Origin of the sequence: Nocardia mikamii NBRC 108933, assembly GCF_001613505.1 — a bacterium.
Lineage (GTDB): Bacteria > Actinomycetota > Actinomycetes > Mycobacteriales > Mycobacteriaceae > Nocardia > Nocardia mikamii.
The window spans coordinates 142,051-159,142 of the sequence record NZ_BDCM01000016.1; the positions used below are offsets into that span (position 1 = coordinate 142,051).

The 17,092-nt window shown below is 67.5% G+C and carries 13 protein-coding genes; 9 read left to right on the forward strand and 4 right to left on the reverse strand.

Annotated features, from left to right (window positions below):
• Positions 1-3 precede the first annotated feature (3 nt).
• Positions 4-1,614 (reverse strand): DEAD/DEAH box helicase, encoded by a 1,611-nt coding sequence (locus NMI01S_RS26525; protein WP_174554576.1) that lies wholly within the window; start codon positions 1,612-1,614, stop codon positions 4-6.
• Positions 1,615-2,175: 561 nt separating this feature from the next.
• Here NMI01S_RS26525 and NMI01S_RS26530 point away from each other — a divergent pair.
• From NMI01S_RS26530 to NMI01S_RS26540, 3 genes are all read left to right on the forward strand, one after another.
• Positions 2,176-3,225 (forward strand): alpha/beta fold hydrolase, encoded by a 1,050-nt coding sequence (locus tag NMI01S_RS26530; RefSeq protein ID WP_063001413.1) that lies wholly within the window; start codon positions 2,176-2,178, stop codon positions 3,223-3,225.
• Between the two features lie 129 nt (positions 3,226-3,354).
• Positions 3,355-4,053 carry a ferritin-like fold-containing protein gene (locus NMI01S_RS26535; protein ID WP_063001414.1) on the forward strand — a complete coding sequence of 233 codons (699 nt, stop codon included), beginning with the start codon at positions 3,355-3,357 and terminating at the stop codon, positions 4,051-4,053.
• Positions 4,054-4,177: 124 nt separating this feature from the next.
• On the forward strand, positions 4,178-4,405 hold the full coding sequence (locus NMI01S_RS26540; protein WP_063001415.1) for a DUF3107 domain-containing protein: 228 nt from the start codon (positions 4,178-4,180) through the stop codon (positions 4,403-4,405).
• A gap of 104 nt (positions 4,406-4,509) precedes the next feature.
• On the opposite strand, the gene fasR is transcribed toward NMI01S_RS26540, so the two are convergent.
• Positions 4,510-5,172, reverse strand: coding sequence for an HTH-type transcriptional activator FasR (gene fasR, locus NMI01S_RS26545; protein ID WP_030515992.1), 663 nt, complete (start codon positions 5,170-5,172; stop codon positions 4,510-4,512).
• A gap of 402 nt (positions 5,173-5,574) precedes the next feature.
• On the opposite strand from fasR, the gene NMI01S_RS26550 reads away from it, so the two are divergent.
• The 3 genes from NMI01S_RS26550 (at position 5,575) to NMI01S_RS26560 (ending at position 9,008) form a co-directional block, all read left to right on the forward strand.
• Complete coding sequence (locus tag NMI01S_RS26550; protein WP_063001492.1) at positions 5,575-6,579, forward strand: DUF3152 domain-containing protein; 1,005 nt, start codon at positions 5,575-5,577, stop codon at positions 6,577-6,579.
• Between the two features lie 132 nt (positions 6,580-6,711).
• Positions 6,712-7,911, forward strand: a complete 1,200-nt coding sequence (gene moeZ, locus NMI01S_RS26555) for an adenylyltransferase/sulfurtransferase MoeZ (protein WP_063001416.1) — start codon at positions 6,712-6,714, stop codon at positions 7,909-7,911.
• A 245-nt stretch (positions 7,912-8,156) separates the two neighbouring features.
• Complete coding sequence (locus tag NMI01S_RS26560) at positions 8,157-9,008, forward strand: TIGR02569 family protein (RefSeq protein ID WP_063001417.1); 852 nt, start codon at positions 8,157-8,159, stop codon at positions 9,006-9,008.
• 54 nt (positions 9,009-9,062) lie between these two features.
• Here the strand turns inward: NMI01S_RS26560 and NMI01S_RS26565 are convergent, their stop codons facing one another.
• Positions 9,063-10,529: an MFS transporter gene (locus NMI01S_RS26565; RefSeq protein WP_063001418.1), complete on the reverse strand. Its 1,467-nt coding sequence runs from the start codon at positions 10,527-10,529 to the stop codon at positions 9,063-9,065.
• A 189-nt stretch (positions 10,530-10,718) separates the two neighbouring features.
• Positions 10,719-11,387: a FadR/GntR family transcriptional regulator gene (locus NMI01S_RS26570; protein WP_063001419.1), complete on the reverse strand. Its 669-nt coding sequence runs from the start codon at positions 11,385-11,387 to the stop codon at positions 10,719-10,721.
• A 65-nt stretch (positions 11,388-11,452) separates the two neighbouring features.
• Here NMI01S_RS26570 and NMI01S_RS26575 point away from each other — a divergent pair, with 65 nt between their 5' ends.
• The 3 genes from NMI01S_RS26575 to nirB all read left to right on the forward strand — a co-directional run bounded on the left by NMI01S_RS26575 (position 11,453) and on the right by nirB (position 17,078).
• Positions 11,453-12,700, forward strand: a complete 1,248-nt coding sequence (locus NMI01S_RS26575; RefSeq protein ID WP_245717038.1) for an MFS transporter — start codon at positions 11,453-11,455, stop codon at positions 12,698-12,700.
• A gap of 315 nt (positions 12,701-13,015) precedes the next feature.
• Entirely contained in the window at positions 13,016-14,494 is a 1,479-nt protein-coding gene (locus NMI01S_RS26580) for a nitrate/nitrite transporter (protein WP_245717047.1), read from the forward strand.
• 28 nt (positions 14,495-14,522) lie between these two features.
• The gene (nirB, locus tag NMI01S_RS26585; RefSeq protein ID WP_063001421.1) at positions 14,523-17,078 is read left to right on the forward strand and encodes a nitrite reductase large subunit NirB; all 2,556 of its coding nucleotides are present in this window, start codon (positions 14,523-14,525) and stop codon (positions 17,076-17,078) included.
• Positions 17,079-17,092: the final 14 nt, after the last annotated feature.

Sequence of the window (17,092 nt, forward strand, 5' to 3'; positions counted from 1 at the left end):
CAACTAGGCCGATGCGGCAGTGTGATCGCCACCCGTTGCCGCACTACCGGACTCGGCTGCCGAGTCGTCACCGCCGGTGGTCTCGCCGCCCTCCGCGGCGGGCTTACGACGCCGGCGGCGACGACGCCGCGCCGGCTTGTCGCCCTCGGCCGCGTCGCTCGCGGGCTGTTCGTCCGGAACCGATTGCGCCCCAGTGCCTTCCGTGGTCTCCGCTGCGGGCTCGGCCGACTCGGCCGTGGTGCCCTCGGCCGCGTCGACCGCCTTGCCGCCACGGGTGCGGCGGCGGTTGCGCTTGCGCGGCTGGCGTGCCTCCCGCTCTTCAACGACCGCATCCGGTTCGCGCGCGGGCGCGCGCCGCACGGTGCCGGTCGCGTTCTCCGGAATACCGAGGTCGCTGCGCAGGTGCTCGGAGCGCGAGTACGTTTCCACCGGCTCGGGAATGCCCAGGCCCAGCGCGGAATTGATGCTCTCCCAGCGATGCAGCTCGTCCCAGTCGACCAGCGTGACCGCGACACCGGTGCGCCCGGCCCGGCCGGTGCGGCCGATGCGGTGCACGTAGGTCTTCTCGTCCTCGGGGCACTGATAGTTCACGACGTGGGTGACGTCGTCGATATCGATACCGCGGGCGGCGACATCGGTCGCGACCAGCACGTCGATCTTGCCCTTACGGAATTTGTCCAGCGCCTTCTCACGCGCGATCTGGCCGAGATCGCCGTGTACCGCGCCGACGGCGAAACCGCGGTCGGCCAGGTCGTCGGCGACCTTCTGGGCGGTGCGCTTGGTGCGGGTGAAGATCATGGTCGCGCCGCGGCTCTCGGCCTGCAGAATCCGCGCGACCAATTCGCTCTTGTCCAGCGCGTGCGCGCGGTAGACGAATTGCGCGGTGCGATCGTGCACCGCGGAATCGGAGGGTTCCTCGGCCCGGATATGGGTGGGCTTGTGCAGGAATGTGCGAGCCAGCGTGATGATCGGTCCCGGCATGGTCGCCGAGAACAGCATGGTCTGGCGCTGTTCGGGAACCATCGACAGAATGCGCTCGATATCGGGCAGGAAGCCGAGGTCGAGCATTTCGTCGGCCTCGTCGAGCACGAGGACGCCGACCTTGCCGAGAATCAGATGCTGCTGTTCGGCCAGATCCAGCAGGCGGCCCGGGGTGCCGACGACGACGTCGACGCCCTCGCGCAGCGCCGCGATCTGCGCGTCGTAGGGACGGCCGCCGTAGATGGAGGTGACGCGCAGGCGTCCCTTCTGATTGCTCAGATATTTACCGGCATTCTCCAGATCCTGGGTGACCTGGACGCACAGTTCTCGCGTCGGCACGATGACCAGTGCGCGGGGAGTGCCGTCCAATGCCGTGGTGCCGGAATCGGCGGTGGAAATTCGGTGCAGCAGCGGTACGCCGAATCCGAAGGTCTTGCCCATACCGGTGCGGGCCTGGCCGATCAGATCGTCGCCGGCCAGCGCGAGCGGGAGGGTCAGCTCCTGGATGGCGAAAGTGTGTTCGATTCCGATCTCGCCGAGGGCGCGCACGATTTCGGGGCGAACGCCCAATTCGGCGAATGTCGGAGTGGTGTGGGTGGAGTCGAGTTCCGCTGTCAGCAGCGTCTCCGCCAACCCGGGTTCTTGTTCGACGGTGATCTTGCTCAGGATTCGTGCCTTCCTCGTGTTTGTCGCATCCAGCGCGCACGAGGGTGGATTGGGACCGGATTTCCGGGCCACCACATTTCCGGCGGGTTCCACCTGCACTCTCGCCACCCGGATCGCTGTCCGAGCGCGGCGCAAAGGGGTCGCGGATCTGGTGCGCGCACATTTTCGGCGGGCCCCGGTTACCCCTTGTCGCACTGCCTCGACCACCGGTCCCGATTAGCCGGCCGGGATATGGCGGTGCGAGCGAAAATTTCCGTTGCCCATAGAGATTGTAGCGTGATAACTTTCTTCGCCTCGCTCCCGCTGTCGCCGTCCGCCGCTCGGTGTCCGGTCCGTATGCGGCACACCGCAATTCATCGTGACCCGCGAAATTGCCGGTCGTCCGGGACGGCGATTTCGCGCAAGTATGCGGACGGGTGCCGAGGTGCCGATATGTCTGCTTTTGCTCGCGGGGTGCGCGAACGGTCGGGCACGGCGTGGTCCAGCCCACATATGTGAGACGGTGTGTCACACGATAAATTGGTCGCTGTGAGCTTGGCAGAGACCGCGGGCGTCGCGGCCCGCAACGCATGGGCGCTGACCTTCGGCGACGGCATCGAAGCGCCCGTCCCCACCCCCTCGACGGTGCTCTGGGACGCACCGCACCGGCTGCTGCGCCGCTACGACGTCGATCCCGCCGGACCGCCGCCCGCCGACGACACGGCGGTGCTGATGGTGCCGCCGCTGGCGGCCCCGGCGGTGTGCTTCGATCTGCGCCCGGACCAGAGTATGGCCCGCTTCCTGCTGGAGATCGGCCGCCGCCCCTACCTCGTCGACTACGGCGAGATCGGCTTCGCCGACCGCCGCATGGGATTCGAGGACTGGGTCGACGACATCCTGCCCGAGGCGGTGCGGCGCGTTTCGGCCGATCGCGACGGAGCTCCGGTCGATCTGGTCGGCTGGTCCCTCGGCGGCGTGCTGTCGCTGCTCACCGCCGCGGCCGACGCCACCCTGCCGATCCGCTCCGTCACCGCGGTCGGCGCACCGCTGGACTACAACCGCGTCAACGGTGTTCCGCAGGTCCGTGCGCTGGCCCGGATCGATGGGGGTCGCACCGTCTCGACGCTGATCCGCGCGGCCGGCGGGGTCCCGGCGCCGCTGACCCGCATCGCCTACCGGGCCGCGGCCTGGGATCGCGAATTGCGCCGGCCGATGTTTCTGGCGAGCAATCTGACCGATGCCGCGACGCTGGCCCGGATGGAGACCATCGACCGGTTCCAGTCGCAGCTGCCCGGCTATCCCGGCCGGTTCTACAACCAGCTGTGGAGCCGGTTCATGCTGGCCAACGACATCGGCGAGGGCGTGGTGCACGTCGGCGAGCGGCCGATCGCGCTTTCGGAGATCACCGCGCCGGTACTGCTCGTGGGCGGGACCGACGATGTCATCACCCCCGCGGCGGCGGTGGCGCACGGGCAGCGGACGCTGACCGGCGCCCGCGAGGTGCGCTACGAGACCTCGCCAGGCAGCCATCTGGGCATCCTGATCGCCCGCGACACCACGTGGAGCTACCTGGAGAAATTTCTGGGCGACCAGGCATGAGGCGGCGATGGAGGGCAAGCAGCTACTCGACGGCGCGGACGTGCCGGTGTGAAGCGTGGCCGGCGGGGGAACTCTTTCCGGCGCCGCGCCGCCGCCCCCTGCGGGCGCCGACCTATTAGGGTGGTGGCCATGGGTGCAAACACATCTGGCGCGCTGGGTGTTTCGACCGAATCCGATCATCGAATCCCCGCCGACCATCTCGGTGTCACCGACCTGTTCGCGGTGCTCGCCTACGGTGAGATCTCCGCGTTCTACCGCTTGGCGGAAGAGGCGAAATTATCGCCCACGCTGCGGGGCAAGGTCGCGGTGGCGAAGATGGCCGCCGCCGAGATGGAGCATTTCGGCACGCTCGAGCGCGCGCTGCAGGCCCGCGGCGTCGACGTCTTCGACGCGATGGCGCCGTTCGTGCGGGCCCTGGACGACTACCACGCCTCGACCGATCCCTCGAACTGGCTCGAGTCGATGGTGAAGTTCTACGTCGGCGACGGTATCGCCGCCGACTTCTACGCGGTGCTCGCCGATGCGCTCGCGCCGGAAGTGGCCGCGGTCGTGCGCGATGTGCTGGCCGAAACCCATCACTCGGAATTCGTCATCGAGGAGGTGCGCCGGGCGGTCACCGTCAGCCGCTCCGAGCGCGACCGGCTCACGCTGTGGGGCCGCCGGCTGCTCGGTGAGGCCATCACCCAGGCGCAGTACGTCATGGCCCAGCGCGACGAGCTGACCGAACTGGTCCTCACCGCGACCGGCGACCTCAACGGGGTGGCGGCGCTGTTCGAGCGGATGCAGAACTCGCATGCCGAGCGGATGCGGGTACTGAGCCTGGGATGAGCGGCCCGTGACGGCCGCCCGGACCGGCGGCTGTTCGCTGACAGCACAGGCGGGCGCGTCGTCGCCGACCCCCTCGCTGCACTAGCCTGGGCAGCGACACCATCTGGACTCTAGGAGGTTGGCCGTGGAGGTCAAGATCGGCATTTCGGATAGCCCGCGGGAACTGGTGATCGCCAGCTCGCAGACCCCCGAGGAGGTCGAGGCGCTGGTTTCCGGCGCGCTGAGCGGTTCGGGTGGTGTGCTGACCCTCGAGGACGAGAAGGGGCGCAAGTACCTGATCCAGGCCTCGAGGGTGGCCTATGTCGAAATCGGCACCTCCACCAGCGGCCGCGTGGGTTTCGCCGCGGTGTGATTCTCCGGCGGCGAGGAGGACTCGTCGCCGCTGTAGGAACTCGAAAGGCCCGGATCCGCGGTGGCGGATCCGGGCCTTGTCGTCGGCTCAGCGGGTGTGCGCTCTCAACGCTGCGACAGCGGCACGCGGGACAGGCCGCCCCAGCAGAGCTGGACGGTGGTGTCGACGGCCTCTTCCTTCGGGATCGGCCGGTCCGCCTCGAGCCAGTAGCGCGCGGTGATCTGGCTGGCGCCCACGAGGCCCACGGCCAGGATGCGGGCGCGGTAAGGGTCCAGTCCGGAATCGTGGGCGACGAGGTCGAAGACGGCGTCCACACAGGCCTCGGTGGCCTGTTCGACGCGCCGCTGCACCTGCGGTTCGCTGGTCAGATCGGATTCGAAAACCAGTCGGAAACCCTGGGTTTCGTGATCGACGAAGTCGAAGTACGCCGCGACGGCGGCCCGGACGCGCTGCCGGTTGTCGGTGGTCGACCGCAATGCCTGGCGGACGCTCGACACCAAGGCGTCGATATAGTTCTGCAGGACCGCCAGATACAGTTCGAGCTTACTTGAAAAGTGCTGATACAGAACGGGTTTGGAGACGCCGGCGCATTGCGAGATCTCGTCCATGCCGGCGGCGTGGTAGCCGCGGAGCACGAAAACCTCGCTGGCCGCGGCGAGCAGCTGGGCACGGCGGGCCTCCCGGGGTAGGCGGGTTCCGCGCTTGCTCGGTGCCATGGCCTCGGACGACAGTCGCGAGGACGTCATCCGGTCCACGAGGTCAGTCATTTCGGTTCTCCCAGTCGATTCCCGGCGGGAACGTGGATGTGCACGGTATTCAACGAACGATACTCGTTCGTGATGCAGCCCGCTGCGGGTCGGGTGCACTGGCTGGGAAGCCGATCCCGTTCCTGCCGTTGTGGTATTCGAATAACCTTCCACACCTATTGGCAACCTGTCAGTAACTGGCCGCCGTGAGAAATCTCGCACAGTCGTGAGATTTCTCGCAACCCCGGCCGGTCAACGGCAGGTATGTAGGTGTCGCAGAACGGCCTGTGAGAATCTGTTCGGGTGAGCGATCAACGGGGCAGACCGACCGGCGGGCCCGATTCGCCTCGCCCCGCAGGCGTGCTGGCCGCGCGCGCGGAATCGGTCGGCGCCGGTCGGCGTGACCGGCAGCAACCTACGGAAATCCCCGAATTCTACGATCCGCTCGGCCTCTATCGCGGCAACGGCCACGGCGATCGTTCCCATCAGCCGCTGCGCGCGAAATGGGATCCGACCGGTGCCCACGATGCGGCGAATCGGCCACGGCCGGAACGGGATACGAAGAAGCAGAGCGCGCTGGGACGGTTCGTCTCCACCTACGGCTGGCGAGCCTACGCACTGCCGGTGCTGGTGATCATCACCGTGCTGGTCGTCGTGGACGCCGTCAAGGGGGGTACCGACACCTCCGGCGGTTCCACTCCCGCCCTGGGCCGGCTCAGCCAGCACACCAGCAAGGCCGGCATCATCGGCGCACCGCCGAAGGGCGACGGTAAGTTCGCCGGCGATCCGCCCTCCGGCGCACTCCCCGCGGGCGGGGCGTTCACGGAGACCGCGGCGGGCACCTGGCATATCGTTCCCGGGGCGTCGGCGCAGATCGGGGCCGGGCAGGAGCATCAGTTCACCTACACCGTCGAGGTCGAGAACGGTGTCGACACCACCTCGCTCGGCGGGGACGATTCGGTCGCCAAGATGGTGGAGGCGACTCTGGCCAATCCCAAGAGCTGGACCCACGATCCGCGCTTCGGTTTCCGGCGCATCGACACCGGTGAACCGGACTTCCGGGTCTCGCTGACCTCCCGGCAGACCACCAAATCGGCCTGCGGTTTCGAGATTCCGATCGATTCCTCGTGCTACAACTCCGATCTCGGCCGCGTCGTGCTCTCGGAGGTGCGCTGGGTGCGCGGCGCCACCGCCTTCGAGGGCGATATCGGCTCCTACCGCCAGTACCAGATCAATCACGAGGTCGGCCACGCCATCGGCTACCACGAACACCAGCCGTGCGAGATCGACGGCGGTTTGGCGCCGGTGATGATGCAGCAGACCTTCGGCACCCGCAACAACGACATCGCGACCCTGGACCCGCAGGGCGTGGTGCCGATGGACGGGAAGAAATGCCGCTTCAATCCCTGGCCGTATCCGCGGGGCTGAATTCGGCCGGCACCGCTCACCCACCCGCGCCCCGGGGTGACGGATGCGGCACCATGGAAGGGAAGAACGGCCCGATTCGCCGCGTTGCACCGATCAGCCCTATCGGCGAATTCGATTCGAGGAGTCTGCGACGTGTCATCACCACAGTCCCTGCCGCCACTGGTCGAACCGGCCGCGGAGCTGACCAGGGATGAGGTCGCCCGCTACAGCCGGCATCTGATCATTCCCGATGTCGGGATGGACGGGCAGAAACGTCTGAAGAATGCCAAGGTGCTGGTGATCGGTGCCGGTGGTCTCGGCTCGCCGGCGCTGCTGTATCTGGCCGCCGCCGGTGTCGGCACGCTCGGCATCGTGGAGTTCGACGAGGTGGACGCGTCGAATCTGCAGCGGCAGATCATTCACGGTGAATCCGATATCGGCCGCAGCAAGGCCGACAGTGCGCGCGATTCGATTCTGGAGATCAATTCCGGGGTCGAGGTGGTGCTGCACAAGATCCGGCTGGAGCCGGAGAACGCGGTCGACCTGTTCGCGCAGTACGACCTGATCGTCGACGGCACCGACAACTTCGCCACGCGCTATCTGGTCAACGACGCCGCCGTGCTGGCCGGCAAGCCCTATGTGTGGGGGTCGATCTACCGGTTCGAGGGTCAGGTATCGGTCTTCTGGGAGGACGCCCCCGACGGTCCGAACGGCGAGAAGCGCGGCATCAACTACCGCGATCTGTACCCCGAGGCGCCGCCGCCGGGCATGGTCCCGTCCTGCGCCGAGGGCGGTGTGCTGGGTGTGCTGTGCGCGTCCATCGGTTCGATCATGGTCACCGAGGCCATCAAGCTGATCACCGGTATCGGGGAGACCCTGCTCGGCCGGCTGATGGTCTACGACGCACTGGACATGAACTACCGCACCATCAAGCTGCGGCGCGATCCGGAGCGTCAGCCCATCACCGAGCTCATCGACTACGAGGCGTTCTGCGGTGTGGTCTCCGAGGAGGGCCAGGCCGCCGCGATCGGTTCCACGGTGACCGCCCGCGAACTCAAGGACATGCTCGACGCGGGCAAGGACGTCGCCATCATCGACGTCCGCGAACCGGTGGAATGGGACATCGTCCGCATCGACGGCGCGACCCTGATCCCCAAGGACCGCATCCTGTCCGGCGAGGCTCTCGCCGAACTCCCGCAGAACACCCCGATCGTCCTGCACTGCAAGACCGGCATCCGCTCCGCGGAAGCGTTGGCCGCCCTCAAGCGCGCCGGATTCTCCGACGCCACCCACCTCCAGGGCGGAATCGTCGCCTGGGCCAACCAGATCGACCCGAGCCTGCCCGTCTACTGACACGAAAATTCGGTCGATGCTGTCCCGTGGCTCCGCTACGGGACAGGCCCACTGATTTCGCGAGAACATGGGTAACTCGCCGGGTACGCCCAAGGCTTTTTCGGCTCCCGACCTGGGGCCGGGCTGGTACTCGCGTGGCACTTACCGGTACGCGGAGGCTCGGGGTGGCGGCACAGTAAAAGTTCCGGGGAGGCGGCTCAGCGCGTTGTCTCGAGTGGACAAGTTCCCGGGGTTACGGTACGGCCGTGACATCTGTCGAACCTCCGGAGCATGTGCGCGCCACTTTCGGGCTGCGCGAAGTGTCCCCGGTCGCGCTGGGCGACTGGGACGGTGGGTGGCGGTGCGGAGAGGTGGTGCTCAGCCCGGTGGCCGATCACGCCCGGGCGGCGTGGTCGGCGAAGGTTCGGGAAACACTGCAGGTGGACGGGGTGCGGCTGGCGCGGCCGGTGCGTGCCACCGACGGTCGCTACGTGGTGTCCGGCTGGCGTGCCGATACCTATATGGACGGCACTCCGGAACCGCGCCACGACGAGGTGGTGTCGGTGTCGTTGCGCCTGCACTACGCCACCGCGCGGCTGGAGCGGCCGCGCTTTCTGGCCCAGCAGCCGATCGCACCGTGGGTCGATGTCGATGTCTTCGTCGCCGCCGACCGGGCCGCCTGGGAGACGGTGCCGCTGCGCAGCCTGAAAGCCGGCGGCATGCTGCCGGTGACCACGCCGGACGGCCGCCACAGCATCGATATGCTGGCGCAACTGGCGACGCTGCGGAAACAGGTGCAGATACCGTCGCAGCTCGTGCACGGCGATCTGTTCGGCACGGTGCTGTTCACGACCGGCCAGGCTCCGGGGCTCACCGACATCACCCCGTACTGGCGGCCCGCGTCCTGGGCGGCCGCGGTGATCGTGGTCGACGCGCTGTCCTGGGGTGGTGCCGATCCGGGCCTGCTCGAGCGGTGGTCGGATCTGCCGGAGTGGCCGCAGATGTTGTTGCGTGCGGTCATGTTCCGGCTCGCGGTCCACGCGTTGCATCCGCGGTCGACGGCGGAGGCGTTTCCCGGCTTGGCACACACCGCCGACATGATCCGGTTGATGCTGTAGCGGGCCCGCCGATCGGAACCGACCGGCGAGCCCGCACTGTCGTGGGCCCAGCCCTCAGACGCCCGCGTGGGCCAGTGACGGCACCCGCTCGACAGCGAACGACGAGCGCAGATAGAACCACCAGGTGAGTCCGCCCATCACCAGGAAGGCGACGGCGTAAGCCCAGAAGGCCGGCGCCATTCCGCCGAAGTGGATATTGGATTCCCGCAGCGCCTGCTGCAGCACCCACCCGCCGGCCGCGCCCACCGCGCCGACCACGCCGATCGCGGCACCCGCCTGCCGTTTGGCCGCGGCCAGAGCGGTCGCCGGGTCCTGGCCGTATTCGGCGGCGCGGCGTTTGGCTTCGGCGCCGAAGATCGAGGGGATCATCCGGTAGGTGGAACCGTTGCCGATGCCCGACAGCACGAACAGCAGCAGGAACGAGATCAGGTACAGCGGAAAGTTCTTCACCGTGAGCGCGGCCACGATCAGCGCGGTGGCGCCGGCCATACCGGTGAAGACGTAGACGGTGATCCGGGCGCCGGTGAACCGGTCCGCGATCCACCCGCCGAAGGGCCGGCTCAGCGATCCGACGAAGGCGCCGAGGAAGGCGAGGTTGCCGATCGTGGACATCCAGCCGATCTTCGCCAGCTCCGGGAACGTGGATTTGAGCAGGGTGGGGAAGGCGAACGAGAAGCCGATGAACGATCCGAAGGTGCCGATGTAGAGCACCGCCATGATCCAGGTGTGCCGGTTGGTCAGTGCAAGCCGGTAGGAACTGCCGTCGGATTTCGCGCCGGTGATCGAATCCATGTACCGCAGCGCGCCGAACATGGCGACGAGGATGAACGGAATCCACACCAGCACCGCGAGGGTGATGCCGAACCGGTAACCGGCCGGATCCTTCGCCATGAGATGGGTGCCGAGGGTGATGATCAACGGCACCAGCAGCTGAGTCTGCGCGACGCCCATATTGCCGCCCGCGGCGTTGATGCCCAGCGCGGCGCCCTTCTTCCCCTCGGGAAAGAAGAAATTGATATTCGCCATCGACGAGGAGAAATTGCCGCCACCGACGCCGGCGAGCGCGGCCAGCAGCATGAACACCCAGAACGGCGTGCCGGGCTGATTGACGAAATAGGCCAGCCCCAGCGTCGGCAGCAGCAACATGCCGGCGCTGAAGACGGTGAACGCGCGGCCGCCGAATTTCGGAATGGCGAAGGTGTAGGGCACGCGCAGCGCGGCGCCGACGAGGGTGGGTGTGGAGGTGAGCAGCAGCGAATTGGCCACGGCGTCCGGGCCGCTCAGATAATGAAAGCCCGCCGAACCCATGGCGGTGACCACGCTGGCCCACAGCACCCAGATACTGAATCCCAGGTTTTCGGAGAAGACCGAGAAGGCGAGATTCTTACGGGCGGTGCGCTTTCCGCCGTTCTCCCAGAAGGTTTCGTTGTCCGGCTCCCAGTGCTCGAGCCAGCGGCCGCGGGCCTGATGGTGGAACTCGGGAGCGGCAGTGGCCGATATCGCGGCGTCGGTGGTAGTCATCGGCGCGTTCCTCTCGAAGGGATACGACCGCCCTCATCTCGGGGACCCGGAGGTCGGGGTCCGGCGGTCGTATCCACGGTAGGAACGTGAAATTACGGCCGATTCACGCTCCGTGACGTTCGCAGCAACACTCGCTCACCCCGCTCCCGGCACGACGGTGACGAATCGTTTACCTACCGGCGGCGACCGTCACCGTTCGGGGTATTCGGCGATGAGCGAGCCGAGGAAGCAGTTGGCGGCGCGAGCGGCCCGATCGGAGTCGCCGTCGATCACGGCATGTACCAGCTCGGCGTGTTCGTCGTGATACTGGTTGCCGTATTTGGTTGTGCGAGAACGAATCACGTCCTCGATCACGGGTAGCAGCGAATCGTAGAACTCGAGGTAGACCGTGTTGTGGCTGGCGGCGACGATGGCGCGGTGCAGCGCCACGTCCGCGTCGACCGCGGCTGTGCTGTCGATATCCCAGACCTGGCTGCGCCGGTCGAGCAGGCGCAGCAGGGTCTGCACGTCGTTGTCGTCGCGGCGCAGCGCGGCCAGCCGGGCGGCCTGCACGTCGAGGGCCTGGCGCAGTTCGAGCACATCGCGTTCGACGGCGTCGGCGAAGTATTTGGTGAGGGTGCCGCCGAGATCGGAGGCGGCGATGACGTAGGTGCCCGACCCCTGCCGGCGTTCGAGCATGCCGGCGTGCACGAGCGCCTGCACCGCTTCGCGCACGGTGTTGCGGCCGGTGCCGGTCAATTCGGTGAGTTCCGGTTCGGTCGGTATGCGGGAGCCGATCGGCCAACGCCCCGAACGGATTTCAGCGCGCAGCTGTTCGGTGACCTGAGCGATGAGGCTGGTGCGCCGGACTGGTTGCACGGCCAATAGAGTACCCCTCCTCACATTTGTTGCCCGCTTTCATCCAATCATCCTATGATTTCGCGGTGACGGTTACCAATCTGCAGTCGACCACCGACATCCGGCGCCGAGGTCTGGCCGAGGGCCGGATCCTCGTCCTCGTCGCGATCGTCGTCTCGGCGCTGACACTGCGCGTGGCGGTCACCGCCTTCACCCCGCTCGCCGAGCGGATCGGCGCCGATATCGGCTATTCCACCGCCGTCGTCGGTGTCTTCGGCATGATCCCGACCGCCATGTTCGCGCTGGCCGGGCTGATCACCCCGATCTTCGTGCGGCGGCTGGGCCTGGAACGCACCGCATTGGTCGCCATGTGCATGGCCGGGGCCGGGCAGCTCACCCGGGCGCTGGTGCCCGACACCTGGGAGCTGCTGAGTCTGTCCGCGCTGGCGCTGGCCGGTATGGGCATCGGCAATGTCGTGATTCCACCCCTGGTGAAGCGGTATTTCGCCGATCGCCTGGCAGTGCTGAGTTCGGTGTACATCACGATGGTGCAGATCGGCACCGTGGTGCCGGCGCTGATCGCGGTCCCGGTCGCCGATGCGGCCGGCTGGCGGGTCTCGCTCGGGCTGTGGGCGCTGCTCGGGTTCGTGGCCGCGGTGCCGTGGCTGGGTGTGCTGCGGGGGCGGCGTGGTCACGACCGCGCGGACACCACCGCGCTGGCCGAGGTGCCGGGCGAACAGCCCGCGCGCGCGGGCAATATCCGGCGGTCGCCGCTGGCGTGGGGGATGGCCGCCATGTTCGGCATGACCTCGTTGGTCACCTACTCGATGTTCACCTGGCTGCCCAAACTCTTCGCCGACGCGGGCGCCGACGCGAGCTTCGGCGGCACGATGGTCGCCTTCTTCTCCTTCATGGGCTTGGCGGCCGCGTTGACCGCACCGTCGTTCACCGCCCGTATCCGTAATCCGTTCCCCGTCGTGATCGGCTGCGCGATAGCGTTTTTCGCGGCCTTCGCCGGCCTGCTGATCGCACCGATGAGCGCACCGTGGCTGTGGGTGCTGCTGCTCGGCCTGGGCCCGAGCACCTTCCCGATGGCGCTCACGCTGATCAATCTGCGCACCCGCACGCAGGCCGGTTCGGCGGCACTGTCGGGCTTCACGCAGGGCGTCGGTTACACCGTCGCCTGCGTCGGCCCCCTGCTGTTCGGTGTGTTGCACAGCGTGGTCGGCGGCTGGGGCGCTCCCTTCGCCCTGCTGGCGGTTGCCGTACTGGTGCTGGTGGCCGGTGCCTGGCAGGCGTGCAAGCCGCGCATGCTCGAGGACACCTGGCACTGACCGGCTTCCGCGGCGCGACCTCTCGGCTATTTCACCGCTCGGGTTGCGCCGCGGTGAGCTTGTGGCCATGATGTGAGCCGACGGCCGCGTACTGTGGCCCGGACCACTCGCCGGCATCGACCTCACCGACTCGCGGTGGGAGCGTCGGCACTTTGTGACGCACGGAAACCGTTGTGTCATATGGGCGAAACAAAGTCCCGGTTCTCACCGGGAAATCGCCGACTTCGTGAGCAACCGTTGATTTGCGCGTCATGCGGCGCAGCATCGCGGCAATACCCGTTTTCTACCTTGGGGCCAACCGGATTTCAGGAGGCCCTGTTGAGCACGCTGACGCGTAACCACGACATCGAGCAGTGGGATGCCGAAGATGTCGCGGCCTGGGAGGCCGGCGGCAAGAAGATCGCCCGCCGCAATCTGATCTGGTCGGTCGTCGCCGAACATGTCGGATTCTCGGTGTGGTCGATCTGGTCGGTGATGGTGCTGTTCATGCCGACGGACAAGTTCGGCATCGACGCCGCCGGGAAGTTCTTCCTGGTCGCCATGCCGACCCTGGTCGGCGGCATCCTGCGCATTCCCTACACCGTCGCCACCGCACGCTTCGGCGGACGCAACTGGACGATCTTCAGCGCCCTGATGCTGCTGATCCCGACGCTGCTGACGCTGTACTTCATCAACCAGCCGGGCACCTCCTACACCACGTTCATGGTGGTGGCGGCGTTCGCGGGCCTGGGCGGCGGCAACTTCGCCTCCTCGATGACCAATATCAACGCCTTCTACCCGCAGCGGCTCAAGGGCTGGGCGCTGGGCATGAACGCCGGCGGCGGCAATATCGGCGTCCCGGTGATCCAGCTGATCGGCCTGCTGGTGATCGCGACGCTCGGCAACTCCTACGCGTCGGTCGTCTGCCTGGTGTACCTGGCGTTCATCGCGGTCGCCGGTCTCGGCGCCGCGCTCTACATGGACAATCTGCGCAACCAGAAGGCCGATCTGTCCTACATGCTGGAGTCGCTGAAGGTTCCGCAGTCCTGGGCGATCGCCTTCCTCTACATCGGTACGTTCGGCTCGTTCATCGGCTTCAGTTTCGCCTTCGGCCAGATTCTGCAGATCGGCTTCAAGGCCGGCGGTGATTCGGCCGCCCAGGCGAGTCTGCACGCCGCGCAGATCGCCTTCATCGGCCCGCTGCTGGGTTCGCTGGCCCGCCCCTTCGGCGGCAAGATGGCCGACCGCTTCGGCGGCAGCCGCGTCACGCTGGCCGGGTTCGCCGGAATGATGGTCGCGGCGGTCGTCGTCGCGGTGTCCAGTGTGGCCGCCGACCACAACGGCGGCGTGGCCTCGGGTGCGACCATGGTCGCCCTGGTCTGCGGATTCATCGCCCTGTTCGTGCTCTCGGGCATCGGCAACGGGTCGGTCACCAAGATCATCCCGTCGGTCTTCGACGCGAAGTCCAAGAGCCTTCCGGTGAGCGCCGGGGAGCAGGCTGCCTGGTCGCGCAACACCTCGGGCGCGCTGATCGGCTTCGTCGGCGCGATCGGCGCCCTGGGTGGTGTGGCCATCAACCTGGTGCTGCGCTCCTCCTACGCCTCCACCAATTCCGCGACCACGGCCTTCTGGGTGTTCCTCGGCTTCTACGTAGTGTGCGCGACCGTCGTCTGGTCGGTCTTCCTGCGGCGGCCCGGAATGCGTACGGCGCGTACCGAATCCGGTGTCATCGCCGAGGCGGAAGCCTTGGTGCTCGAGGCCGAACGGTCACCCGAATCCGATTCCACCCGGTCCACCACCTCGGCTCGCGCCTGACCATCACGACAAGCATCGGAGGACAGCCATGTTCACGACAGACGAATCCGCGCAGCGCAAGACCGTGGTGGTCGTCGGCCACGGCATGGTCGGGCACCGGTTCGTGGAGGCCCTGCGCTCCCGGGACGAGACCGGCCGATGGCAGATCGTCGTGCTGAGCGAGGAGTCGCAGGCCGCCTACGACCGCGTCGGCCTGTCGTCCTACGTCGGCGCCTGGGACAAGAGCGCGCTCGCCCTGCCCGGTAACGAGTACGCCGGCGACACGCTGGTGGATCTGCGCCTCGGCGTGCGCGCCGACGAGATCGACCGCGCCGCCCGCAAGGTGACCACCTCTTCCGGCGACGTGATCGGTTACGACGCAATGGTTCTCGCGACCGGATCGTATGCCTTCGTGCCGCCGGTGCCCGGCCACGACCGTCCCGAATGTTTCGTCTACCGCACCCTCGAGGACCTCGACGGCATCCGGGTCGCCGCGCAGAACGCGGGCCCCGGAGCGGTCGGTGTGGTCGTCGGCGGTGGACTCCTCGGTCTGGAAGCGGCGAATGCCCTGCGGCTCATGGGAATGACGCCGCACGTCGTCGAGTTCGCGCCGCGGTTGATGCCGGTGCAGGTCGACGAGGGTGGTGGCGCGATCCTGGAGAAGCTCGTCACCGATCTGGGCCTGCACGTGCACACCGGCGTCGGCACCTCGGCCATCGAGCCCGCCGAAGACGGTGCGGGCCTGCGGGTTTCGCTGTCCGACGAGTCGGTGATCGACGCCTCGCTGGTGGTGTTCTCCGCCGGTGTGCGCCCGCGCGATCAGATCGCCCGCGACGCCGGACTCGAGATCGGGCCGCGCGGTGGCGCGCTCACCGACCTCGGCATGGTCACCTCCGATCCGCACATCTACGCCGTCGGCGAGGTCGCGGCCGTGGAGGGCACCTGCTACGGCCTGGTCGCGCCCGGCTACACCACCGCCGAGATCGTCGCGGACCGGCTGCTCGGCGGCGCCGGTGAATTCCCGGGCGCCGACCTGTCGACCAAGCTGAAGCTGCTCGGCGTGGACGTGGCCAGCTTCGGCGACGCACACGCCACCACCGAGGGCGCGCTGTCGGTGGTGCTGCACGACGCCGCCAAGGGCACCTACGCCAAGCTGGTGATCTCCGACGACGCGAAGACGCTGCTGGGCGGCATCCTGGTCGGCGACGCCTCGCAGTACGCGGCGCTGCGGCCACTGGTCGGCAGCGAACTGCCCGCCGAACCGGCCGCGCTGATCTCGCCCGCGGGCGCCGAACTGGGCGCGGACGCCCTGCCCGACGAGGCGCAGATCTGCTCCTGCAACAACGTGAGCAAGGGCGCCATCGTCGGAGCTATTCACGAAGGCGCCTGCGATATCGCCGGCGTCAAGAGCTGCACCGCCGCCGGAACCTCCTGCGGCGGTTGCGTTCCCATGATCAAGAAGCTGCTCGAGCAGTCCGGCGTGGAGATGTCGAAGGCGCTGTGCGAGCACTTCACCCAGTCCCGGTCCGAACTGTTCGAGATCGTGCGGGTGACCGGAATCCGCACCTTCTCGGAGCTGATCGCCAAGCACGGCACCGGAATCGGCTGCGATATCTGCAAGCCGACCGTCGCCTCCATTCTGGCCTCGACCTCGAGCGACCACATCCTCGACGGTGAGCAGTCCGCACTGCAGGACACCAACGACCACTTCCTGGCCAACCTGCAGAAGAACGGCACGTATTCGGTCGTGCCGCGGATGCCCGGCGGTGAGGTGACGCCCGAGCAGCTGATCGAAATCGGCCAGATCGCCAAGGATTTCGGCCTCTATGTCAAGGTCACCGGCGGCCAGCGCATCGACCTGTTCGGTGCGCGGGTCGAGCAGCTGCCGCAGATCTGGCAGCGACTGGTCGACAAGGGGATGGAATCCGGCCACGCCTACGGCAAATCGCTGCGCACCGTGAAGAGCTGTGTGGGCTCCACCTGGTGCCGCTACGGCCAGCAGGATTCGGTCGGCATGGCGGTGCTGCTGGAGAAGCGCTACCGGGGACTGCGCTCGCCGCACAAGCTGAAGCTGGCGGTCTCGGGGTGTGCCCGCGAATGCGCCGAAGCGCGCGGCAAGGACGTCGGCGTCATCGCCACCGAGAACGGCTGGAACCTCTACGTCGGCGGCAACGGCGGCCTGACTCCGAAGCATGCGGTGCTGCTGGCCGGTGACCTCGACGACGAGACGTTGATCCGCTACATCGACCGCTATCTGATGTTCTACATCCGCACCGCCGACCGGCTGCAGCGCACCGCGCCGTGGCAGGAAGCGCTCGAGGGTGGTATCGAACACCTCAAGCAGGTCGTCTGTGAGGACTCCCTCGGCATCGCCGCCGATCTGGAGGAGAGCATGGCCCGCCACGTCGCCGGCTACAAGGACGAATGGGCCGCCGTGCTGGAGGATCCCGCGAAGCTTTCGCGCTTCGTCACCTTCGTCAACGCGCCGGAGGAGGCCGATCCGACGATCGCCTTCGATGAGAGCGGGGAGCGCAAGACGCCGGTTCTGCTCGGCCTGCCCGAAATGCCGGCCATGCCGGCCGCAACTGCCACGCCCGGGAAATAGCCACGTAATCGTGC

Bases quoted from the DNA above. Each gene is read 5' to 3' on its own strand.
- NMI01S_RS26535 (WP_063001414.1), top strand. From the start codon at position 3,355: ATGGGTGCAAACACATCTGGCGCGCTGGGTGTTTCGACCGAATCCGAT.
- nirB (WP_063001421.1), top strand. From the start codon at position 14,523: ATGTTCACGACAGACGAATCCGCGCAGCGCAAGACCGTGGTGGTCGTC.
- fasR (WP_030515992.1), bottom strand. From the start codon at position 5,172: ATGACTGACCTCGTGGACCGGATGACGTCCTCGCGACTGTCGTCCGAG.
- NMI01S_RS26565 (WP_063001418.1), bottom strand. From the start codon at position 10,529: ATGACTACCACCGACGCCGCGATATCGGCCACTGCCGCTCCCGAGTTC.